At 45.1% G+C, this 22,949-nt stretch carries 23 protein-coding genes; 6 read left to right on the plus strand and 17 right to left on the minus strand.

The genetic code is table 11. The features are described 5' to 3' along the window. Positions 1 to 93 precede the first annotated feature (93 nt). From EKN56_RS08775 to EKN56_RS08795, 5 genes are all read right to left on the minus strand, one after another. Positions 94 to 468 (minus strand): lysozyme inhibitor LprI family protein, encoded by a 375-nt coding sequence (locus EKN56_RS08775; protein WP_130591427.1) that lies wholly within the window; start codon positions 466 to 468, stop codon positions 94 to 96. 194 nt (positions 469 to 662) lie between these two features. Next, positions 663 to 1,109 (minus strand): YcgN family cysteine cluster protein, encoded by a 447-nt coding sequence (locus EKN56_RS08780; protein ID WP_130591428.1) that lies wholly within the window; start codon positions 1,107 to 1,109, stop codon positions 663 to 665. Between the two features lie 95 nt (positions 1,110 to 1,204). After that, positions 1,205 to 1,861 (minus strand): fumarylacetoacetate hydrolase family protein, encoded by a 657-nt coding sequence (locus EKN56_RS08785; RefSeq protein WP_130591429.1) that lies wholly within the window; start codon positions 1,859 to 1,861, stop codon positions 1,205 to 1,207. A gap of 155 nt (positions 1,862 to 2,016) precedes the next feature. Next, entirely contained in the window at positions 2,017 to 3,054 is a 1,038-nt protein-coding gene (locus tag EKN56_RS08790; RefSeq protein WP_246020014.1) for a lytic murein transglycosylase, read from the minus strand. 111 nt (positions 3,055 to 3,165) lie between these two features. After that, on the minus strand, positions 3,166 to 3,435 hold the full coding sequence (locus tag EKN56_RS08795; protein WP_130591431.1) for a YcgL domain-containing protein: 270 nt from the start codon (positions 3,433 to 3,435) through the stop codon (positions 3,166 to 3,168). A gap of 149 nt (positions 3,436 to 3,584) precedes the next feature. Here EKN56_RS08795 and minC point away from each other — a divergent pair, with 149 nt between their 5' ends. Genes minC through minE form a run of 3 tightly spaced genes read left to right on the plus strand, consistent with a single transcriptional unit; the run spans position 3,585 to position 5,374 of the window. Next, positions 3,585 to 4,262, plus strand: coding sequence for a septum site-determining protein MinC (gene minC / locus EKN56_RS08800; protein WP_130591432.1), 678 nt, complete (start codon positions 3,585 to 3,587; stop codon positions 4,260 to 4,262). 23 nt (positions 4,263 to 4,285) lie between these two features. Then, positions 4,286 to 5,101 carry a septum site-determining protein MinD gene (gene minD, locus EKN56_RS08805; protein WP_130591433.1) on the plus strand — a complete coding sequence of 272 codons (816 nt, stop codon included), beginning with the start codon at positions 4,286 to 4,288 and terminating at the stop codon, positions 5,099 to 5,101. A gap of 3 nt (positions 5,102 to 5,104) precedes the next feature. After that, positions 5,105 to 5,374 carry a cell division topological specificity factor MinE gene (minE, locus tag EKN56_RS08810; RefSeq protein ID WP_130591434.1) on the plus strand — a complete coding sequence of 90 codons (270 nt, stop codon included), beginning with the start codon at positions 5,105 to 5,107 and terminating at the stop codon, positions 5,372 to 5,374. A 78-nt stretch (positions 5,375 to 5,452) separates the two neighbouring features. Here minE and rnd read toward each other — a convergent pair whose 3' ends face one another. The 4 genes from rnd to EKN56_RS08830 all read right to left on the minus strand — a co-directional run bounded on the left by rnd (position 5,453) and on the right by EKN56_RS08830 (position 11,256). Further along, positions 5,453 to 6,586 carry a ribonuclease D gene (gene rnd, locus EKN56_RS08815; RefSeq protein WP_130591435.1) on the minus strand — a complete coding sequence of 378 codons (1,134 nt, stop codon included), beginning with the start codon at positions 6,584 to 6,586 and terminating at the stop codon, positions 5,453 to 5,455. Between the two features lie 79 nt (positions 6,587 to 6,665). Next, entirely contained in the window at positions 6,666 to 8,354 is a 1,689-nt protein-coding gene (fadD, locus tag EKN56_RS08820; protein WP_130591436.1) for a long-chain-fatty-acid--CoA ligase FadD, read from the minus strand. A 194-nt stretch (positions 8,355 to 8,548) separates the two neighbouring features. Further along, positions 8,549 to 9,250: a tRNA (adenosine(37)-N6)-threonylcarbamoyltransferase complex dimerization subunit type 1 TsaB gene (tsaB, locus tag EKN56_RS08825; RefSeq protein WP_130591437.1), complete on the minus strand. Its 702-nt coding sequence runs from the start codon at positions 9,248 to 9,250 to the stop codon at positions 8,549 to 8,551. Positions 9,251 to 9,336: 86 nt separating this feature from the next. Continuing rightward, a complete protein-coding gene (locus EKN56_RS08830) occupies positions 9,337 to 11,256 on the minus strand; it encodes an ATP-dependent DNA helicase (protein ID WP_130591438.1) in 1,920 nt (639 codons plus the stop codon). 298 nt (positions 11,257 to 11,554) lie between these two features. Between EKN56_RS08830 and EKN56_RS08835 the strand changes: the two genes are divergently transcribed. Continuing rightward, on the plus strand, positions 11,555 to 11,899 hold the full coding sequence (locus tag EKN56_RS08835) for a RidA family protein (RefSeq protein WP_130591439.1): 345 nt from the start codon (positions 11,555 to 11,557) through the stop codon (positions 11,897 to 11,899). Between the two features lie 377 nt (positions 11,900 to 12,276). Here EKN56_RS08835 and mdtI read toward each other — a convergent pair whose 3' ends face one another. The 5 genes from mdtI to zwf form a co-directional block, all read right to left on the minus strand. After that, on the minus strand, positions 12,277 to 12,609 hold the full coding sequence (mdtI, locus tag EKN56_RS08840) for a multidrug/spermidine efflux SMR transporter subunit MdtI (RefSeq protein ID WP_130591440.1): 333 nt from the start codon (positions 12,607 to 12,609) through the stop codon (positions 12,277 to 12,279). Further along, positions 12,596 to 12,979 carry a multidrug/spermidine efflux SMR transporter subunit MdtJ gene (gene mdtJ, locus EKN56_RS08845; protein ID WP_130591441.1) on the minus strand — a complete coding sequence of 128 codons (384 nt, stop codon included), beginning with the start codon at positions 12,977 to 12,979 and terminating at the stop codon, positions 12,596 to 12,598. Before mdtJ ends, mdtI begins: the two co-directional genes overlap by 14 nt. 546 nt (positions 12,980 to 13,525) lie before the next feature. Then, on the minus strand, positions 13,526 to 14,167 hold the full coding sequence (locus tag EKN56_RS08850) for a bifunctional 4-hydroxy-2-oxoglutarate aldolase/2-dehydro-3-deoxy-phosphogluconate aldolase (RefSeq protein ID WP_130591442.1): 642 nt from the start codon (positions 14,165 to 14,167) through the stop codon (positions 13,526 to 13,528). 108 nt (positions 14,168 to 14,275) lie between these two features. Beyond that, entirely contained in the window at positions 14,276 to 14,971 is a 696-nt protein-coding gene (pgl, locus tag EKN56_RS08855; RefSeq protein WP_130591443.1) for a 6-phosphogluconolactonase, read from the minus strand. A gap of 73 nt (positions 14,972 to 15,044) precedes the next feature. Next, complete coding sequence (gene zwf, locus EKN56_RS08860) at positions 15,045 to 16,520, minus strand: glucose-6-phosphate dehydrogenase (RefSeq protein WP_130591444.1); 1,476 nt, start codon at positions 16,518 to 16,520, stop codon at positions 15,045 to 15,047. A gap of 346 nt (positions 16,521 to 16,866) precedes the next feature. On the opposite strand from zwf, the gene EKN56_RS08865 reads away from it, so the two are divergent. Next, the gene (locus EKN56_RS08865) at positions 16,867 to 17,724 is read left to right on the plus strand and encodes a MurR/RpiR family transcriptional regulator (RefSeq protein ID WP_456085570.1); all 858 of its coding nucleotides are present in this window, start codon (positions 16,867 to 16,869) and stop codon (positions 17,722 to 17,724) included. Positions 17,725 to 17,998: 274 nt separating this feature from the next. Next, the gene (gene pyk, locus EKN56_RS08870; protein WP_130591446.1) at positions 17,999 to 19,441 is read left to right on the plus strand and encodes a pyruvate kinase; all 1,443 of its coding nucleotides are present in this window, start codon (positions 17,999 to 18,001) and stop codon (positions 19,439 to 19,441) included. Between the two features lie 57 nt (positions 19,442 to 19,498). Here the strand turns inward: pyk and lpxM are convergent, their stop codons facing one another. The 3 genes from lpxM to znuA form a co-directional block, all read right to left on the minus strand. After that, entirely contained in the window at positions 19,499 to 20,476 is a 978-nt protein-coding gene (lpxM, locus tag EKN56_RS08875) for a lauroyl-Kdo(2)-lipid IV(A) myristoyltransferase (RefSeq protein WP_130591447.1), read from the minus strand. 130 nt (positions 20,477 to 20,606) lie between these two features. Further along, positions 20,607 to 21,923 carry a murein DD-endopeptidase MepM gene (gene mepM, locus EKN56_RS08880; protein ID WP_130591448.1) on the minus strand — a complete coding sequence of 439 codons (1,317 nt, stop codon included), beginning with the start codon at positions 21,921 to 21,923 and terminating at the stop codon, positions 20,607 to 20,609. 20 nt (positions 21,924 to 21,943) lie between these two features. Then, the gene (znuA, locus tag EKN56_RS08885) at positions 21,944 to 22,921 is read right to left on the minus strand and encodes a zinc ABC transporter substrate-binding protein ZnuA (RefSeq protein ID WP_246020016.1); all 978 of its coding nucleotides are present in this window, start codon (positions 22,919 to 22,921) and stop codon (positions 21,944 to 21,946) included. Positions 22,922 to 22,949: the final 28 nt, after the last annotated feature.

The following is a 22,949-nucleotide window of genomic DNA, read 5'->3' on the forward strand; positions in this document are numbered from 1 at the left end:
AAAAGCGCCATCATTGGCGCTTTTTTATTGTTCCCGTTTCACACAATAGCTACGTAAAAACCTTGCATTGCGAGGTTTCAGATAACTATCTGCTTAATCGGCAAGTTTAGATGATACACAACCGGTGCTGCTACACTCACGCTCACGTTCTTTAAGGAAGGTGATACGTTCATTCATCATATTGTTAGCACAGGTTAAATTGACAAAGTATCCGCTGCTTTTCTCTTCGCTACAGTTATTATCCCGTTGCTTGATCCAATTTAGCTGACTCTTTTTCAGAATAGCCTTCTGCTCTGCACTGACTAATTTCACCACACGAGAATACTGTTGATTCAAATCACGATCTAACTGGGAAAAGACAGTACTACTACAATAGACCTGATCGAAGGCATTACGAGGGGTTTCACAGCCTGCTGCTAATACATTGGCTGATACCATTACGGTTAAAGCAACAAGAATTCGACGCATACTAAACTCCTTTTTAGTTAATTTAACGACCTATTCTATACAATTGTGTTTAGTTTTATAAACAGAAAATAACTATCAGAAACGGTAGATTGCCAGGAATATTAATCCAATAAAAAACCCTCCAGAGAGGGTTAATCAAAATTTAAGAATCCCTTCTAAAAATGATATATCCAGCTTATTTTAAAATTGATCAACTACCTGGCCCAGTCGGGCTTGTTCAAAATATGGTCCTGCCAGTCAATCACTTCACTCTCCGGTACTGCAATATGGCGCGCTGAAATTCTGGCGGCATGCATAGCTGATTTAGAACCCGCTAACAACGGATGCCATTCCGGCAAAGCTTTACCTTCAGCGATCAAACGATAAGCGCAGGTTGGTGGTAACCATTCAAACGTGGGTAAATTGTCACGAGTGAGCTTGATGCAATCTTCTTCCAGTTCAAAACGGCGATCGTAATTACTGCACTGGCAACTCTTAATATTAAGCTGATTACATGCGACGTTGGTGAAATAGATTTCATCGGTATCTTCGTCAATCAGTTTATTCAGACAGCACTGACCACATCCGTCACACAACGACTCCCATTCGTCATCGGTCATCTCAGGCAGCGTCTTTTGCTGCCAAAAAAAGGATTGGCTCATGATGGTATTCCGGCATTAATAAATAAGGGATTAATCTAAAAATAAACGCCTGTAACGGTTAGCTACAGGCGTCTGTTTTAGACGATATAGAAAGATTATAACACGCGGCTGCTAATTTCTTTACCATTAAGCGCAACGATAAAGTTATCACCATGTTCAATCGGGCCAACCCCTGAAGGAGTACCGGTTAATACGATATCGCCGGGGCGCAGCGTAAAGAAGCGGCTCATATAGGAAATCAGCGGCAGAATGGGGGTTATCATCTCGCGCGTATTCCCGTTCTGGCGTACCTGACCATTAATCGACAGTGACAGTGAAGCCTGTTGAGCATCGCCAAACTGCCCTACCGGAATAAAACCAGAAATAGGACAAGAATTATCAAATGCTTTGGCCTTTTCCCAAGGTTCGCCCGCTTTTTTGCACTCTGCCTGCAAATCACGCAGAGTTAAATCAATAGCAATGCCGTATCCTACAATAGCGTTAGCAACCCGCCCTTCATCAGCATTCTTCAACGGCAAACCAATGAGTACCGCCAGCTCTACTTCATAATGGACAGAACCGAATCCATCCGGAATTGCTATTGGCTGAGTAATATCGCATAACGCCGTTTCAGGCTTAATGAACAGTAGCGGCTGTTGAGGCGTGTTATCCCCCATCTCTTTGATATGGTCTGAATAATTTTTGCCAACGCAAACTACTTTGCTCACAGGTAACTCTAACAGGTCACCCTGCCAATCCCGATGTTGATACATATGATTGCTACTCCTTCATAACCTTTGTCTGATTTTATCGATGTAGTGATTTATTATTGTTCTCAACCCGACATTATGCCGGGCCGTTCGCTGTAGTCCGATTGTTATCATCCGATAGTATCATTACATCGGTAACAAAAACTTAGATTAAGCGCTTAGTTTTGTACAACTTTATCTGCCAAAGTACCGATACTGATCGCAAAGTAGGTAGATCGGTTCCAGTGCATAATGGTTCGGAAATTGTTAAATACCATAAATGTTCTCCCCTGTGCATCATCTGGCTGGATAATCCAGGCTCGCTGATTTGCGGGAACTTTATGTGAAAGCACAATGCCCTGCTTCTGCCACTCGGCTACACTTTTCGCTTTAGCATCTTCCAGTCCAATCACTGTCTCTGTCAGGTTTTTGGTTAATTTGACCTCTTGCCCCCAACCTTCATTGGAATTCCAGCCTTCGGTAGCCAGATAGTTTGCCGTTGAAGCAAATACATCATCCTTGTTATTCCAGATATCAATCCGCCCATCACCGTTACCATCCAGTCCATATTTAAGGAATGAGGTCGGCATAAACTGGCATTGCCCCATCGCCCCAGCCCATGAGCCTTTAAACTGATCGGCCTGAATATGACCCTGCTGTAAAATTTGCAGCGCGGCTATCAATTGCCGGGTAAAAAACTCTTCGCGGCGTCCTTCAAAAGCTAATGTTGCCAGCGCAGAGATAATATCTTCTTTCCCCTGACGCTTACCAAAGGTGCTCTCCATACCCCATAGTGCCACGATATAGCTGGCCGGTACGCCAGAGCGTTTACTGGCTTTATTGAGTTTGGTCTTATTAGCCTGATACATCTGACGTGCGCGTTCTATTTTCCAGTCTGGCAGCACCCTCTGCAGATAATCATCAAGAGTGATCTTTTTCTCTAACTGGTTTTTGTCCGAATCAATAACGCGACTGAGAAAATAGACATTAGCAAACGCCTGATCGATGGTTTGCTGACTGATACCTTCGCTCAACGCTCTGACCTTGAGTTTGTCCACATAGGCAGGAAACTGTGATTCGTTATAAGTCACACTCTGTCCCGCTACGGGAGCATTGGCTGAAACATTATTGATAGCGGGTTGAGCCTGGAGGTTTTTGCCGCTACATCCGGCGAGTAGTGCCACACCTGTCAACCAGGCAATCATTGATAATTTCACTATCATCATCCCAAATTATTTTGACGCAAACCGCATAAACAAAATCTATTATTACAACGCTATGAAAACGAAAAACAATATCAGATCATTTTTGTTAAATTTAACCGTGGATTAATCGTCAAAATCATCAGGCGTTTTTAGCAAGCTTTCTACCGGAGGTGGAACCTGTAAATAGAATCCCTGTTCCGTCAAATCTTGTTTTACTCTGGCAATATCTGCCGAGGCCAATTTCTCTCGCTGTTCCAGTTCCAGTGTCATAACAAACACAGGTTTACCGAAACTATTCATTAATGCTTCAGGGATTTTGGAGAAATCATCTCGCTGTTCAATATAAAGATAGGTCTGATCGCGTTTATTGCTACGGTAAATTGCACACAACATTGTTCTTTCGCTCTAATTAATTGAGTCATTGACTTGCCTAGATATGCCGCTAACTATAACATGCTGTTATACGTTCGTGCATTTTACAATATTGAACATTAAAACAGTGCTCTGGCTATAATAGCGGGAGCCAAAACTGAGTAGGATAGATGTCACAATCGCCAGTTGAATTGAAAGGCAGTAGTTTTACTCTGTCTGTTGTTCATTTGAATCATTCAGAACCTAATATCATTCGGGAAGCTTTAACTGAAAAAGTGAAGCAAGCCCCCGCTTTTTTGCAGAATGCACCGGTGGTTTTGAACGTTGCTGCACTTACACCTGATGCTGATTGGCTACAGGTGCAAAAAGCAGTGATGGATGCTGGCTTACGCGTTGTTGGTGTAAGTGGCTTTCATAATGATGAACAAAAACGCTCTATCCAATCTGCCGGTTTACCGCTGCTGACAGAAGGCAAAGCAGGAAAAGTAACCAAAGCTGCCGCACCACCTCCTCCTCCACCGAAAACCCGAATCATCAGTACTCCCGTTCGTACCGGACAGCAAATTTATGCTCGCGGTTGCGACCTTGTAGTTATTAGTTCGGTTAGTTCAGGTGCTGAGTTGATTGCCGATGGCAATATTCATGTCTACGGTATGATGCGCGGTCGTGCTCTGGCGGGGGCCAGTGGCGACGTGACCAGTCAGGTTTTTTGTACCCAACTTGCTGCCGAATTAGTCTCCGTTGCCGGTGAATATTGGCTAAGTGACAGAATTCCATCTACATTCTATGAGCGCGGCGCAAGACTGTTTTTGCAAGATAACATTTTAACTATTGAATCATTAAATTAAGCCTTATTTACAAGGAACACCTTATGGCACGAATTATTGTTGTTACTTCCGGTAAGGGGGGCGTTGGTAAAACCACCTCCAGCGCTGCCATTGCTACTGGTTTAGCACAAAAAGGAAATAAAACTGTCGTTATCGATTTCGATATCGGGCTGCGTAATCTCGACTTAATCATGGGATGCGAACGCCGCGTGGTATATGACTTTGTTAACGTCATTCAGGGTGATGCCTCGCTTAATCAGGCTCTGATAAAAGATAAACGAACAGAAAACCTTTATATTCTGCCTGCGTCTCAAACTCGCGATAAAGATGCATTAACTAAAGAAGGCGTGGAAAAGGTTCTGGCAGACTTGGGTGAAATGGAGTTCGATTTTATCGTATGTGACTCTCCGGCCGGTATCGAAAGCGGAGCCCTGATGGCGCTGTATTTCGCAGATGAAGCCATTATCACCACTAACCCGGAAGTTTCATCCGTACGCGACTCCGACCGTATTCTCGGTATTCTGGCATCAAAATCTCGCCGTGCTGAAAATGGCGAAGAGCCGATTAAAGAACATTTACTGGTTACCCGCTATAACCCAGGCCGCGTTAACCGTGGAGATATGTTAAGCGTTGAAGACGTGCTGGAAATTCTGCGTATTCCTCTATTAGGCGTTATTCCTGAGAGTCCGTCAGTTCTGCGTGCTTCTAACCAGGGTGAGCCGGTTATTCTGGATACCGAATCCGATGCAGGTTTAGCTTATGCAGATACCGTTGAACGTTTGTTGGGTGCAGAAATACCATTCCGTTTCCTGACTGAAGAGAAGAAAGGTCTGTTAAAGCGACTGTTTGGAGGGGCATAAGCCATGGCATTGTTAGATTTTTTCCTGTCCCGTAAAAAGCCAACCGCCAATATCGCTAAAGAGCGGCTGCAAATTATCGTTGCGGAACGTCGTCGCGGCGATAGTGAGCCGCACTACTTACCTCAGTTGAAGCGTGACCTGCTTGAGGTTATCTGCAAGTATGTGCAGATTGATCCGGAAATGGTCACCGTTCAGTTGGAACAAAAAGGTGATGATATTTCCGTGCTGGAGCTTAACGTAACGCTACCGGAACATGATGACGTAAAGCGTTAAGCTTGCCGAATTAGCGTTATAACATGAGAAAAACCGCCTTAAACGGCGGTTTTCTGTTTTAATCCGGGCAAATAAATTCTACATAAAAACTCTGGCTTCCTGCTCAAGCAATTCGGTTAAACGCTCACGCATTAACGCTCCTCGCCAGCCTTGCAATAACTCGGGCTGTTCATTGCCATCTTTCTGCCAGAAAAACTTCAGCAGCTGGTTTATCTGACGACGTGATGCCAGCAGCTCAACATTCAATCCACTTTCGCCAGAAATGGTCTGGATCAGGGTTTTAATATCTTTAAACACTTTCTTATAGCCAGCGTGATCCACGATACGCGATATTTTTTCCGGTAGCGTTTCTTCCGCCAATTGCAGCCCTTCAGCCACTAAACGCAGCATGGTTCTACCGTGGTAACGAATTTCCGGCCCGCTTAACCCTAATGGCTCCAGCTCCCCCATTGATGAAGGTTGATGCCTGGCTACTTGCCACAGATTCTCTTCCCTGACCACAAAGTTAACCGCCATATCTCGCTCACGCGCATAATTTAAACGCCAGGCGGCTAACAGCTTTAAACAGCCCAACTGACGACGATTTAACTGCCAGGCGTTATTAATATCAATATAGGCATCTTCAGGGGCCAGCAACTCACAGCGGCGCTTACTCATCATGATGCACTCATTTTTAGCGGCATCCAGCCATTTTAGCTGCTCGGTTTCTTGCAGAATGACATCGGCAATAGGTAACAGGTAGAAAACGTCCGCTGCGGCATAAATACACTGCCTTTCAGTCAGTGGACGCGCCAGCCAATCGGTTCGGGATTCACTTTTATCCAGTTCAATATCCAGATACTCCGCAACCAACGTTGCAAACCCGGTCGACAGCGAACGTTGATTGAATGCTGCCAGTATTTGGGTATCGATCATAGGATCCGGCAATACGCCAAACTCATGGAGAAAGACTTCCAGATCTTCACTACAGGCATGAAGAAACTTAATGACCTTTGGATTAATCAATAGTGCACGAAACGGTTCCCACTGCTGAATATTCAGCGGATCGATTAAAACGACCTGTTTACCATCATAAAGTTGAATCAACCCTAACTGAGGGTAATAAGTACGGGTTCGAACAAATTCAGTATCCAACGCTATGCGTGAAACCTGACTGGCACGTTCGCAAACCTGCTGTAATTCGACATCAGTTGTTATCAGTTGATAATCCAAAACATAATCTCTTGTTTGTTAGTTTCTGGCATAAATAACGCCGGATTTCCGGCGTTATTTATGTTTCATCACAAGCGGGTTACTGCTGATTACCCGCTTGCTGTTTAATGGCTTCGTCGCGCAGATCCTTACGTAGGATCTTACCCACGTTAGACTTAGGCAATTCATCACGAAATTCAACAATTCTCGGAATTTTATAACCAGTTAATCCACTGCGGCAATGGGCTAAAAGTTCATCCTTAGTTAAACTCGGATCTCTTTTAACCACATAAATTTTCACAGTTTCGCCGGAAACCTCATTGGGTACGCCAATGGCAGCCACTTCCAGTACTTTAGCGTGGCTGGCTACCACTTCTTCAATTTCATTAGGATAAACGTTAAATCCGGAAACCAAAATCATATCTTTTTTACGATCGACGATTTTCATAAATCCCTGTTCGTCCATCACGACAATATCACCGGTTGCCAGCCACCCGTCTTTTAACACTTCGTTGGTGGCTTCAGGGCGATTCCAGTAGCCTTTCATTACCTGTGGCCCTTTAACCCAAAGCTCACCCGCTTGTCCTTCTGGTACATCAACCCCCTGATCGTCAACCAGGCGAATTTCCGTAGAGGCTACCGGTAAACCGATACTGCCACTGTATTGCTGCAAATCATAAGGATTACCGGCAACTAATGGCGAACACTCAGTCAGACCATAACCTTCCAGCAAATGAGTTCCTGTTAATTGCTCCCAACGATCTGCGACGCTACGCTGAACCGACATACCGCCACCAACGGTAATACGCAGGTGACTGAAATCCAACTCGCGGAAATCTTCATCATTGATGAGCGCATTAAACAGCGTATTCACCCCGGTCAGAGCGGAGAATGGATAACGGGAAAGCTCTTTCACCATGCCTTTTAAATCACGTGGATTAGTAATGAGCAGGTTGCATCCCCCCACCTCAAGAAATAGCAGGCAGTTTACGGTTAAAGCAAAAATGTGATAAAGCGGCAGAGCCGTTACCACCAGTTCCTGTCCCACGATTAACAGTGGAATGTAAGCGGCCCGGGCCTGTTCCATATTCGCCAACAGGTTACCGTGAGTGAGCATTGCGCCTTTGGCCACACCGGTGGTTCCACCGGTATATTGCAGCAAAGCCAGATCGTCAGGTGATAATCGCGGTTTAATATACTGCTGATTACGCCCCTTATGTAAAGCACTGCGAAATGATATTGCGCCGGGCAAATTGTATTTCGGCACCAATTTTTTAATGTACTTAACGACAAAGTTAACCAGAGAGCGTTTGCCAACGGAGAGCTGATCGCCCAGGCCGCTGAGAATCACATGCTCAATTTGCGTCTGCTTAACCACTTTTTCCAGCGTATGGGCAAAGTTGGACACAATCACAATCGCTTTTGCACCACAGTCATTTAGCTGGTGTTCCAACTCTCTCGGGGTATACAGTGGGTTCACATTAACCACCACCATACCCGCACGCAGAATACCAAACAGCACGATAGGATATTGCAACAGGTTCGGCATCATTACCGCTACCCGATCACCTTTTTTCAATCCCAGTGAATTTTGCAGGTAGGCAGCAAAAGCCCGACTACGCTTCTCTAATCGACGGAAGGTCATCACCTTCCCCTGATTAATATAAGCAGGCTGATCGGCAAAGCGATTTACCGCATTTTCAAACATATCCGCCAGTGATGAGTAACGTTGAGGGTCTATCTCTGCCGGAACATCTTTGGGATAACGGGATAACCAAACCTTATTCAATGCAATACTCCTGTATCTGACATTTTGCCTTTGTTCTGCCGTTGTTATTATTTAAACAGAGCAAGACTCATTACAGTGAACTAAACCGCTAATAACCCTATGGTTACCATAGGCTAATATTCTATTACCACTGTAATATCAAAAAATTACATTCTCTGACAAAAGTATATGGGAGAAAACACGATCGTTTTTGTTTATTCCCGACCCGGTAGTTTTTTCCAGGTTACTTCATTACGTAAATAGACCGGCTCCGCAGATTCTACCGTCTGAGTTTCACCTTTTTTCCAGCAGGAAACGGCCAAAGGCAGCATATCTTCCGCCTGCGGTAACGGCATTTTACCGTTACGAATGATCACATCGGTGTCATCAGCCATATCCGGATAAGTTTCCCATCCGGTACCGGCAATAGCCCATTCACCACGAGTGGATTTTAACTGTTCTTTGACCTGCTGTGGTGACAGAACCTGTTCCGTGTTCACCAGGCTCCATTCGCCTTGTAAAGAGCGTTGATACTGCCCCCAGTAAACCTCCCCCATTCTGGCATCGATAGCGGTCAGAACTTGCGTCATGCCGGTCATGCGATAAGCGCCCTGAGCCATGGTATTCAGGGTTGAAACACCAATCATAGGTAAGTCGGCCCCTAAAGCCAGCCCCTGAGCAATACCAATACCGATTCGAACACCGGTAAAGCTACCCGGACCACGGCCAAAAGCCAGCGCGTCCATCTGGGCCAGAGTTAAGCCTGTTTCAGCTAAAATCTGCTGAACCATAGGCAAAATGCGTTGGGTATGTTCACGAGGACACAGTTCGTACAAAGCATGAACTTTACCGTCATTCCAGATGGCAACGGAGCACGCTTCTGTGGCTGCATCAAGCGCAAGAATTCGCGTTGACATAGAAAACCTCAGGCGGGATTACAGATAAAAATAATCCGCCAATCATATCATATTGATGATGGTTGTTATTCATTAGGTAAGCAGTTTTATTCAACATCAGACTTTGGTCGCTGATGAAGAAACTCAATGGCTTTGCTCAAATCACGCGTTCTGGGAGCCGGTGGCAAACTGTTAAGAAAAATAGCTCCGTAAGGGCGCATCACTAATCGATTATCACAGATGACAATGACGCCACGATCGTCAGTATCGCGAATCAGACGTCCCACCCCCTGCTTCAGGGTTATCACCGCATCCGGAAGCTGAACGTCATTAAAGGGATCACCTCCGCGCAGTCGGCAATCTTCAATGCGCGCTTTAAGCAGCGGATCATCTGGTGAGGTAAACGGTAGTTTATCGATAATGACACAGGACAGCGCATCGCCGCGCACATCCACCCCTTCCCAAAAGCTGTTGGTTGCCACCAGTAATGCATTACCTGAATCAACAAACTGAGAAAGCAGCTTGCCTTTACTGGTTTCTCCCTGCATCAGTACCGGTAAGGTCATGCTCTCACGGAAGGCTTCCGTTAAATCACGCATCATTTGATGTGAGGTGCATAAAAAGAAACAGCGGCCATCGTTGGCTTCAATAAGTGGTTGCAGCATTGTCGCCAGTTGTTTCGCCCCACCGTACTGATTTGGCGATGGCAGAAAACGCGGCACACACAACAATGCCTGGGTTTCATAATCAAACGGACTGGCAAGAATGAGGCTTTCGGCCTTTTCCAATCCTAAACGTTGACTGAAGTGATCCAGAGAATCATTCACGGAAAGAGTGGCTGAGGTGAAAATCCAACTGCCCTTTTTTTCATCCATTAAATCACGGAATTTATCCGATACCGAAAGCGGTGTCAGGGCCAACACAAAATGGCGGGCACCGCATTCGTACCAATAACTGTAGCCGGGAATAGTGACATCTTTCAGACGATCCAGACGCACACGATACTGAGTCGCTCTTTCAAAAGCGGCATCCAGCAAGGCAGAACGACCCAGTGCCATTTTTATGACGTCATAGCACAGGGTCAGCGCATCATCGACTAATAGCAGCGCTCGTTGAATAGCCGGTTGTTCCAAAACATCCCGCAGGTTGCCTCTGAAGCCTGGTTCTCCCAGCGCCAGTCGAAAATCCTGAGTACTTTGCGTTAAACGGTCAGCGCTCTTTTGCAACTGAGCCATATCCCGTACTTCGGTGCGGTAAGCGATAATAATATCTTTCGCTAAATCCAATAGCTGACGGCTGGTAACCTGTTGACCAAAATACTGGCTGGCAATATCCGGTAACTGATGGGCTTCATCAAAGATCATGACATCAGCATTCGGGATCAGCTCAGCAAAACCGGTCTCTTTTACCACAATGTCGGCTAAAAACAGGTGATGGTTAACCACCACCAGATCCGCATCCATCGCCCGGCGACGTGCTTTGACGACAAAACACTCTTTATAATAAGGGCAGTCGCTACCCAGACAATTGTCATTAGTACTGGTCACTAAAGGCCAGATATAACTATCTTCAGCCACCTGAGTACAGGTACTGACGTCGCCATCCATAGTACTGGACGACCAACGACGTAAATTTACCAAGTCATTAAGGGTTGAATTCGTTAACTCTCCCCCGGTCATTGATTGCTGTTCCATGCGCTCAAGGCACAGGTAATTAGAGCGCCCTTTCAACAGCGCCAGCTTGCCGGTGAATTCCAGTGCAGTAGCCACCGTTGGCAGATCGCGAGCAAACAGTTGGTCTTGCAAGGCTTTTGAGCCGGTTGAGATAATAACCTTACGTTTAGAACGTATCGCGGGTACCAGATAAGCATAGGTTTTCCCCGTGCCGGTACCTGCTTCCACCACCAGTTCCTGTTTTTTCTTGATTGCCTGAGTGATAGCTTTGGCCATTACACGCTGCGGTTCACGCGGCTTAAAACCTTTAATTGCCTGAGCTAATGCACCTTTGGGTGCGAAATCATCTGCCAAGTATGAGTATCCGTTGGGTTAAGCTTGAATGAGTCTGACCGCCAGCATTGAGCAGATGCGGTAAAGAAGTTGCTTATTATGCCTGTCCTGACCTGTCACCACCACCCTGTTTGCTCATATAACAAAAAATTGGCTGGTATTCAGTAGCTGGATTTTCCCTGCAACCGCTCATCTCATCCGTATTTTTTCGCTATAGCTTTATGCTTGATCCTACAGGGGAATTGATCCACAAGAGTGGTTATCTTAACCTTAAGCTATTAATATGAAATCACCATGATAAATTCAGGAGCAATACACCATGACAATTAAACGAATTAACCCTGCCAAACGCTGGTCTGACGCTGTGATTTATAACGATACGATTTACTATACCAGCGTACCTGACAATCTGGATGCGGACGTAACCGCTCAAACGGCTAACGTACTGGCAGATATCGATATCATGCTCAGTCAGTTGGGTTCCAGTAAAGAACGCATTCTGGATGTCACTATCTTTTTGGCCGATCGGGTTGATTTTGCATCAATGAATGCGGCATGGGATGCCTGGGTTCCGGATGGTAATGCCCCAGTGCGTTGTACCGTAGAAGCAGCACTGATGAAACCACAATATAAAGTGGAAATTAAGATTGTGGCGGCTTGTTAGGTTAAGGATTTTGGCAGAGCAAACAGCGTTCTGAGGTTTGTTACAGCTAAGTCCGTGGTACTGACAAACCAGAGAAATCAGCATCAATGAATATTCCGGTCGTAAAGTCTAAAGTGTTTATATTGGCTTAGTGCTCGACCGGAAAACCATTTGTACTCAACTACGGAGTGCGTTGGGCCTGGCCGGGTTAGGGGCCGTTACAAAACATCTTCGGTGTTTTGCCCTTCGGAACAGCGCTTGCGCCAAGTCGATCCCAACACCCGTCCCTCCCAACGATTGACTATCTTAAGGTACAAAGCTGAACTATCACTTTGTCATCGATCTGTTCTGATTTGTTTAAACACCGCAGTAAATGAAGACTATTCTTAATTTCAGCATCAAACCGCTAACTTAAGAATAACCATTCCAAGCAGTAGTAACGTCAATCCTACCCAGCCTCTGGCGTTTAGCTTCTGTCCAAACAGAATCCAACCGGCTGCAATCGTTGCTGCAATACCAAAACCGCCCCATAACGCATAGGCGATAGATAAATCCATTCCCTTTACCGCCTGAGCCAGTGAACTAAATGCGCCCAAAACGCAAATAAGTGAGAGTATCCCCAACCAAAAACGCTTAAAGCCGTTTGAGAGTTTTAGAAATATATTGGCAATAATTTCCAGTACGATCGCCAGTCCCAAAAATGCGATATGGTAAAACTCAAGCTGTTGCATGATGTTTCTCCATTATTTTGGGTTGCGATTTCCCTGTTGGGTTCTTTGGTTTTTGCGTACCTGATTTAATCAATACGATACCCAGCAGTAGTACCGCCAAACCAACTACCTTAACGACTGATATCTCCTCCCCAAATAGCAGCACGCTGAATGTGGTGATCAATAAAACCCCAACGCCCTCCCACAAAGCATAGGCCACCCCTAATGCAACACGTTTAATGGAAAGAGATAATAAAAGATAAGAGATGGTAATCATCATATACATAATAATATGCCCATAAATACTTCCGGTTTCGCTGGCATATTTCATCGATAAAGTGCCAATAACTTCAGTAATAATAGCCATTAATAACAGCAGCCAATAAATCATTTTTCTTCTCCAGATTATTTTTATTTAATAATCCTGACCGCTAAATATTTTGATGCCAAAAATAATATTTACCAACAGCAAATATTATTCATCGCAAAAATAGATTAGCAACATCAGAATTAATGTATTGATATGCCAAACAGGCTGGGAGAAGACGCTAAAGTGCAGAGCTCCAGTTAAGCTCACTGGCCAAAATAGCTGAAATAAAGAAGACAAAAGTTGATGTTTGTAGCACAGAACGTTGAATGTTCATCATGAAATTTGGTTGTCAGTCGTGTGATAAAACCACGATTTGCCCTTACCCCTCCAGAATAGTTTATTTACAGATCTATTTTTACCACAGGGAAATAACGAAAGTAAACACACAAAAGATAATATATTTATAAATTTAACCACCTTTAGTCATTGCATTAAATGAATTATAGCAGTGCAAGAATAGCCCCCTCTGCATTAATATGCACTTAATATAATTAAAACACGGTTATAAAAAAATCCCGTCGGTAATTAAGCCAACGGGATTTATCTGTAACCAAACAGCAGAGAGAATTAACCTTTAGCGTGTGCCACGGCTTCACGAGCCAATTCAGTAATGCGGTTAAAGTCACCCTTCGCAATGGCATCTGCCGGAACCAACCATGAACCACCCACGCACAGCACACTAGGCAGCGCCAGATAGTCACGGCAGTTGTTCAGGGTAATACCACCGGTAGGACAGAAACGAACCGAAGAGATCGCACTACAAATTGCCTGAAGCGCTTTTACGCCACCGTTAGCTTCCGCCGGGAAGAATTTGAACTCACGTAAACCGTAATCCATACCCAGCATCAGTTCAGAAACGCTACTGATTCCCGGAATCAAAGGCATATTGCCTTCAACAGCCGCCTGCAGCAAAGGTTCGGTCAAACCCGGGCTGATAGCGAATTGACCGCCAGCAGCAGCAACCTCAGCCAGTTGCTGAGGGTTCAGCACGGTACCTGCACCAATAATGGCCTCAGGGACTTCTTTGGCAATAGCGCGGATCGCATCCATTGCACAAGGAGTACGCAGGGTGACTTCCAGTACGCGAACACCTCCGGCAACTAATGCTTTAGCCAGAGGAACGGCATCTTTCAGTTCCTTAATAACAATAACAGGAACGACCGGTCCATCTGACAGGATACTTTCAGCACTTACTTTCCAGTTTTTCATCTCAAGGGATCTCCATGTGGCTAATCAAATACCTGATCCAGTCAGGCTCGTCGCAGCCGTTAACATAAACGTGCAACTGACTCGCCACACGCAGGATTATTTAAATCGTTATGCTGACCAGAACACATCTACCGGCGTCTGGGTTTGGTGTATTACCGCACGGACAGGCATTTCATTAACGTCATCACCTTCCTGTGCCTGATGGTAAACGGCTCGCTTATTCTCCCCCACCAGATGCAGGAAGATATGGCGACTGTTCAGTAGCGCAGGTAACGTCAACGTTAATCGGTCTAACGGTGCTGTTAATGGTGTCATGCCCATACACAGCTGTTTAGACTTCATATCCAGAGCTGGAAATAAATTCTCAGCGCCGGGAAACAATGACGCCGTATGCCCATCATCACCCATACCCAAAATCACAACATCAAAAGGCTTAGCTATCTCTTTCAAGGATTTTTCAATCCCTGACGCGCCTTCAAATGGTGTGAGACTCTCATTTTTTAATGAGACAAAATGCGCCGTAGCTGCATGTTCCTGCAATAAATTTTCACGTACCAACTTTTCATTGCTGGAATCATCATTACTGTCCACCCAACGTTCATCAGCCAAAGTAATGGTGACCTTTTCCCAGGCCAATGGCTGCTGACTGAGCAATTTAAATAAACCTAACGGGGTTTTACCGCCGGAGACTACAAGACTCGCTTTTCCCTTAGTATCAATTCCTTTTTGCAACTCAGAGACCACCTGTTGCGCTAAGCGGCGATTTAAATCATCCGTTGATGGGAAGTTAGTTAAGTTTGCCATGGTAGTTACCTTCATTAACAATCGTTATAGCCATCTCATTCTAACCTGACGAGATGGCATCGTTTTGTCTTATTTATTCAAATTCGCTCCATGAGCGGCCATCACGGGTAATCATAGCAACCGATGCTACGGGTCCCCAGGTACCAGCCTGATACGGTTTTGGTGGTTCATTATCCGCAGCCCAGGCTTCCATAATGGAATCAACCCATTTCCATGCTTCTTCTACTTCATCGCGGCGAACAAACAGAGCCTGAATACCGCGCATGGTTTCCAACAAGAGGCGTTCATAGGCATCGGCCACATGTTGTTCGTGGAAAGTATCTGAGAAGCTCAGATCCAGCTTAGTAGTTTGCAGGCGGTGTTTATGGTCCAGACCCGGTACTTTATTCAGGATCTGTACATCAACCCCTTCATCAGGCTGAAGACGAATGGTTAAGGTATTTGGTGGTAATGTTTGGTAAGAATCTCTGAACAGATTGATTGGCAGATTCTTGAAGTAGATAACCACTTCTGAACACTTGGACGGCAAACGTTTACCGGTTCTTAAATAGAACGGTACGCCAGCCCAACGCCAGTTATCAATATCCACCCGCAGAGAGACGAAGGTTTCGGTGTTGCTGCGCTTGTTGGCACCTTCTTCATCCAGATAGCCCGGCACTTTTTGTCCCTGAACAAACCCGGCAGTATATTGGCCTCTGACGGTTGCTTCGCGAATATTGGTGTGATCGATACGACGTAACGAACGTAACACTTTAACTTTTTCATCACGAATACGGTCGGCACTTAAATCCACCGGAGGAGACATCGCAATCATGGTCAGAATTTGTAACAGGTGATTCTGCACCATGTCACGCATCTGACCTGCTTTATCAAAATAGCCCCAACGCCCTTCAATACCGACCTCTTCGGAGACAGTAATCTGGACGTGGTCAATGGCGGTATTATCCCACTTGGCAGAAAACAGCGAGTTAGCAAAACGCAGCGCTAACAGGTTCAGAACTGTCTCTTTACCTAAATAATGGTCGATTCGGTAAACCTGAGATTCATCAAAATACTCAGCAACTTGATTGTTAATTTCTTGAGAAGATTTTAAATCGGTACCCAGCGGTTTTTCCATTACAACGCGGCTGGGGAATTTATTTAATCCTGCTTCGCCTAAACCACGGCAAATTGCACCAAATGTATTGGGTGGCATCGCAAAATAGTTAATGGTGACTCTGCTGGTTTGATCGAGCATCTGCCCCAGTTGGTTATATCCCGGGATATCATTAACATCCAGATTGCAGAAGTCTAAACGGGCGCTTAATCGTTTCCAAACCTCTGGATCGATCTCCTCTTTCATAAAGGTGGTCAGCGCTTTTTCGATAACGTCAGTATAGGCAGCCTTATCCCACTCGGCGCGTCCAACACCTAAAATACGAGTATCAGGATGAATGTGACAGGCTTTTTCCAGTTGATAAAGTGACGGTAATAGCTTGCGGCGAGCCAGATCACCTTTGGCACCAAAAATGACTAAATCACAGGCTTGAGCTATCGAATCATCTACCATAACTATCTCCTCAATTAAGCCGTAAAAATGTAGGTATACGACTTAAAAAATATTGTAATTTTATTACATAAGTAATGTACCTCTTTATCTGACTAACGTAAATAGGCGGATAAAAAAGTAAAAACCTGTAGTAAACCCTTGTGAGACTAAGAGGTAACCCATTAAATATAAAAAATATTTGGCTATCTTCTTACTCTTTCCGTGCTGTTAAAACGTTAAAATCAGATGTGAGTCAAATTTTCTGAAAAAAAATTACAAAATGATGCTTTATTACTGCACGATCTGATATCAAGTAGTATATTTCCACAAATCAGAGATTGATTTCTCCTTTGAATGTAATAGGCAAATGCAGCGGGATATAAATATGCTGGAAAGAATTCACCAATTTCGAGATTCATTAAGCAAATCAGAGCAAAAAGTTGCTGATGCCATTTTAGCTGCGCCACAAACTGCCATTCACTCCAGCATTGCTACCTTAGCTAAAATCGCCAACGTTAGCGAGCCAACCGTTAACCGTTTTTGCCGCCGATTGAATACCAAAGGTTTCCCCGATTTTAAGCTGGCACTGGCGCAAAGTCTGGCTAATGGAACGCCTTATGTAAATCGCAATGTAGATGAAAACGACACCACCGATGCTTTTACCTATAAAATTTTTGAATCTGCCGTTGCCAGCCTGAATATGGCGAAGAGCAGTCTTGACATTATAGCCATTAATCGGGCAGTTAACTTACTGACACAAGCGAAAAAAATATCATTTTTTGGCTATGGTGCCTCCTCTGTTGTGGCGCACGATGCCATGAATAAATTTTTCAGATTCAACGTTCCGGTAATCTATTTTGATGACATTGTCATGCAGCGAATGAGCTGTATGAACTCCAATCAGGGTGATGTGGTGGTGTTAATATCCCACAGCGGCAGAACCAAGAGTCTGGTCGAGCTGGCGGATATTGCCAGCCAAAACGGTGCAACCGTCATTGCCATTACCTCTCAGGGCACGCCGCTGGCAAACGCTGCCACCCTCTCCATTTTGCTTGATGTCCCTGAAGATACCGACATTTATATGCCGATGGTTTCCCGTCTGGCTCAATTAACCATCATTGATGTGCTGGCAACAGGATTTACCCTCCGCAGTAGTCTTGCCAGGGATAATCTGAAACGCGTTAAAGATGCGCTGAAGCAGTCTCGCTTTGATAAAGATCGTTAATCTTTATTTCATCCACTATTTTAATCAAATGAGAAACGACTAATTCCCTGAATCTGATAATTTGATATTAAGCAAACGATTAGCTTACTGTGATATGAAACGTGACAGCTCTTATTTGAGAAGCTAGCTGGATAGTGGTATAAAACCCCTCAGAAATTAAGACAACTGAAATTTTTAGAGTCAGGCAAATTTAACCAGCCTGGCTTTTATTAGTACTAACGCTTTAAAAACATACTGATTAGGTCAAAACTTATCATGTTGAATGGAGTGATACATGTCCAGAAGGCTTAGAAGAACCAAAATTGTTACCACGTTAGGCCCTGCAACTGACCGTGACAATAACTTAGAAAAAATCATTGCCGCAGGTGCTAACGTAGTCCGCTTAAACTTCTCCCACGGAACCCCCGAAGATCACCAGCTCCGCGCTAACAAAGTCCGCGAAATCTCAGCAAAATTAGGTAAACATGTCGCTATTTTGGGCGATTTGCAGGGGCCTAAAATTCGTGTATCAACCTTTAAAGAAGGCAAAGTATTCCTTAATGTTGGCGATAAATTCCTGCTGGATGCCAACCTTTCCGTTGGCGATGGCGATAAAGAAAAAGTAGGTATCGACTATAAAGGCCTGCCTGCGGATGTGGTTCCTGGTGATATTCTGTTACTGGATGATGGTCGCGTACAGCTGAAAGTGCTTGAAGTTCAGGGAATGAAAGTGTTTACCGAAGTCACCGTGGGTGGCCCGTTATCTAACAATAAAGGGATTAACAAACTGGGTGGTGGCCTCTCTGCCGATGCGTTAACCGAGAAAGATAAAGCTGACATCATTACTGCGGCAAAAATCAACGTTGACTATTTAGCCGTCTCTTTCCCTCGTACCGGTGAAGATTTGAACTATGCTCGTCGTCTGGCGCGCGATGCGGGCTGTAACGCTAAAATTGTCGCTAAGGTTGAACGTGCAGAAGCGGTTGCAACCGATGCAGCCATTGACGATATCATTCTGGCATCTGACTCTATCATGGTAGCCCGCGGCGATCTGGGGGTTGAAATTGGCGATCCCGAGCTGGTGGCGGTACAGAAAAAACTGATCTTACGTGCCCGTCAGCTAAACCGTACGGTTATCACGGCGACCCAGATGATGGAGTCAATGATTACCAATCCTATGCCAACCCGTGCTGAAGTCATGGACGTTGCCAACGCCGTGCTGGATGGTACCGATGCGGTGATGCTTTCTGCTGAAACCGCTGCCGGTCAGTATCCGGCAGAAACCGTCGCAGCAATGGCGCGTGTTTGCGTTGGGGCAGAAAAAATGCCTCGTCTGAATATCTCCAAGCACCGTATGGATGTCGAATTTGATAACGTTGAAGACACCATTGCGCTGTCAACCATGTATGCCGCTAACCACCTGAAAGGCATTAGCGCCATTATCGCCATGACTGAATCTGGCCGTACTGCTTTGATGATGTCCCGTATCAGTTCCGGCTTGCCGATTTTCGCTATGTCCCGTCATGAACAAACGCTGAACCTGTGCGCCCTTTATCGTGGCGTAACGCCGGTTATGTTCACCGGTGACTGTGATGGTCTGGCTGCGGCCATGGCTGCAACTAATCAGCTGCGCGATCGCGGTTTTCTGATGTCCGGCGACCTGGTTATTATTACTCAGGGTGATGTAATGGCGCTGGTTGGCAGTACTAACACCTGCCGTATTCTACGAATTGAGTGATTGTGTTTTCATCGCTAAAAAGGGCCCATTTGGGCCCTTTTTTATTAGAGAATAAAATTACTTATCCTTTGGCCACAGGTCATGACGTTTATAAGGTTCCGTATCACCCTCTTTTCTGGTTTTCAGAAATTTAAGCACCCAAACATATTGCTCAGGATTCGGGCGAACCAGTTTCTCAACTTCTTCATTCATTCTGCGGGCAATGGTGTGTTGGTCTGCGTCGGCAATATCACTCATTTCCGGATTAATATAGATATCTAAAATACCTTCATCAGAACGATAAACCGGGAATAACGGTACAATCGCCGCATGGCATACTTTCATTAACCGACCAACGGCAGGCAACGTTGCTTTATAAGTAGCAAAAAAATCAACAAATTCGCTGTGCTCAGCACCGTGGTCCTGATCCGGCAGATAATATCCCCAGTATCCCTGACGCACTGAACTGATAAACGGTTTAATACCATCCTGACGCGCATGCATGCGACCGCCAAAACGGCGACGTACGGTATTCCACATCCAGTCGACCAGCTCATTTTTCTGATTATGGAACATGGCCGCCATTGGCTGACCACGCGCCGCCATCATCATTGCCGGAATATCTACGCTCCAACCATGCGGCACCATAAAAATCACATTACGTCCGGAAGCTCGAATAGCATCGAGCTGCTCATCACCGTGCCAACGCACTCGCTTCATCAGATATTCAGGGCTACGTACGCTCTGCTCTACCATTAGCATGGTGGAGTGAACGGCGGTGACAAACATCTGTTCAATGATGGCTTCCCGCTGCTGTTCGCTTAACTCAGGAAAACAATAATATAAATTGATACGGGCACGACGTCGGGCACTGCCGACAAATCGCCCGGCGAATTTAGCCAGTGAACCCAACATCGGATTTCTGATTTTTACTGGCACATAAGCCAGTAAGAGCATGACGCCAACCCCCAGCCAGACTCCCCAATATTTAGGCAGAAAAAAGGACTTCTTAAATAGAGGAATAAACTCAATATTTGAACGCTGTTGTTTTTGCATGCCAAAACTCATTAGATAGATGAACAATCCTGCAGTTGATAATAGTCTGCTCACCTGATGAATAGAAATAATTAAACAGTGTTTGAAAAATAAAACGCTGCCAAATTATTAGCAGCGTTCTATTTTATTCTCAGAGATGAAGTTGTGGAACTACTTCTTTAACCTGGGCAAGGTATTCTGAACGATCCTTACCAATCAGCGAGTCGGAACGTGGAAGCGTTGCGGTTAATGGGTTCACTGCCAGCTCGTTAACCCACAGTTCATAATGCAGATGAGGCCCGGTGGAGCGACCGGTATTGCCGGATAATGCAATGCGATCGCCTCGTTTAACTTTCTGCCCCGGCTTCACCAAAATCTTATTCAGGTGCATATAGCGAGTGCTGTACTGGCGACCATGGCGAATTGCCACATAGTTACCTGCCGCACCACTGAATTTAGCAACCACCACTTCACCATCACCAACCGCCAGAACTGGAGAACCAATCGGCATAGAGAAGTCGACCCCTTTATGCGGTGCTACACGACCGGTAATTGGATGCAAACGACGTGGGTTAAACGATGATGTCACTTTATATTGCTTTGGCGTTGGGTAACGCAGGAAACCTTTTGCTAAACCAGAACCTTCACGATCGTAGAATTTACCGTCGCCGGAACGAATAGCATAATAATCTTTACCGGAACTTTGCATTCTTACGCCAATCAACTGGCTCTGCTCATTTTTACCATCCAGCACTTCTCTGGAAAGCAATACCGAGAAACGATCGCCATTGCGTAACTTACGGAAATCCAGTTGCCATTGAAGCGCTTTGGTGACAGCTCGAATTTCTGAGTTAGTTAAACCTGCGGCTCTGGCACTGACCAGAAAGCTACCATCCATTTTTCCGGTTACGACTGCGTTCTTCCACTCACCTTTTAAGGTATTAATCGTTTCTTTAAAACCGTTCTCAGCGCGGTCATAAACACGTGTTTCCCGACGAGAAACTACCCAGGTCAACGATTGCAGAGTACCCTCATCATCCAGCACCCAGTTCAATTGCTGACCAATTTTCAGATTAGCTAACGCACTGTTCTTATTTGCCAGTAAATAGATGTCAGACGCATCCATACCAAACTGAGTCAGAATACTACCCAGAGTATCACCGTTAGAAACGACATACTCGTTCGGTGTTGATGCATCGCCGGTTGTTTCATCCAACTCATCCTTCGGAATTTCATCGTCAGGTGTTGGCTGATCCATAGGTTCAGCATCATCAGCATCGGTTGAAATGCTGCCATCGGTTGCGGTAGTTGTAGGTAATGGAAGCGGCGATTCCGTTATCGGTTTATATACTGCCGCCTGCCAAACCAACATACTCCAGGTGAGAAACAGAAGGGCCCCAAAGGTAAACTTGTGAGGCCGGGGTAAATTATTATAAAACAGCGCAATGGTTCTAACGACTTGGAGCACTACTCGAATTCCTCGTTCTGTTACTCCAGGCAGCTCGTAAACTGTTGGGATAGCTGAGTCAAAAATTGTACGTAGCTATCTTTACCTAACGTTACTTTGCTGCCTAACGGATCCAGTGTTCCGATGCGGACATTCGTCCCTTGGGCGACAGCATTTATGACGGCTGGCTGGAATTGTGGCTCAGCAAAAACGCATACCGCTTTATGCTCAACCAACTGTGTTCGTATATTGTGTAAGCGTTGCGCTCCGGGCTGGATTTCGGGGTTTATAGTAAAATGCCCTAATTGGGTTAAACCGAATGTTTTCTCAAAATAATTATAAGCGTCATGGAAAACAAAATATCCTTTGCCACGCAACGGCTGCATTATATTAGCAATATTTTCTTTTGTCAGCTCTAGTTGTTTCTCGAACTGACTAAGATTAGCATCTAGTTTGTCCTTATTTTGTGGCATAAGTTCCAATAATTTGTGATGAATTGCAATTGCGGACTGTTTTGCTATATCCGGCGACATCCAAATGTGCATATTATAGTCACCATGGTGATGGTCATGCTCGTCATGATTGTGTGCATTATCAGTATGTTGCTCCTGATGCCCCGCGTCATGATCGTCATCTTCACCGCCTTTAAGTAATAATGGTTTTACTGAGTCCAGACTGGCTAAAGGAATTTGTTTCTTTTCATTCACCTGTTGCAACGGTTTAGTCAGAAAAGCTTCCATATCCGGACCTATCCATACCACCAGGTCCGCTGAACGTATTTTCTGGACATCTGATGGGCGAAGCGCATAATCATGCGGCGATGCGCCATCCGGAAGCAGCACTTCTACCGGCATTACCCCTTCGGTAATGGCTGATGCAATAAACCCCAGCGGTTTTGTTGAGGTTAAAACGGCGGCCGATGCATTAATAGCGATACCTGCTGTTAATAGTGTTCCAGCCAAAATCATGCGGTTAAACCATTTTGTATTTGCTGTTTGCTGCATTTGTTCTAATCTCATTTGAATAGTAATTGCCTTTGATATGTTA

The organism is Limnobaculum zhutongyuii (assembly GCF_004295645.1).
Lineage (GTDB): Bacteria > Pseudomonadota > Gammaproteobacteria > Enterobacterales > Enterobacteriaceae > Limnobaculum > Limnobaculum zhutongyuii.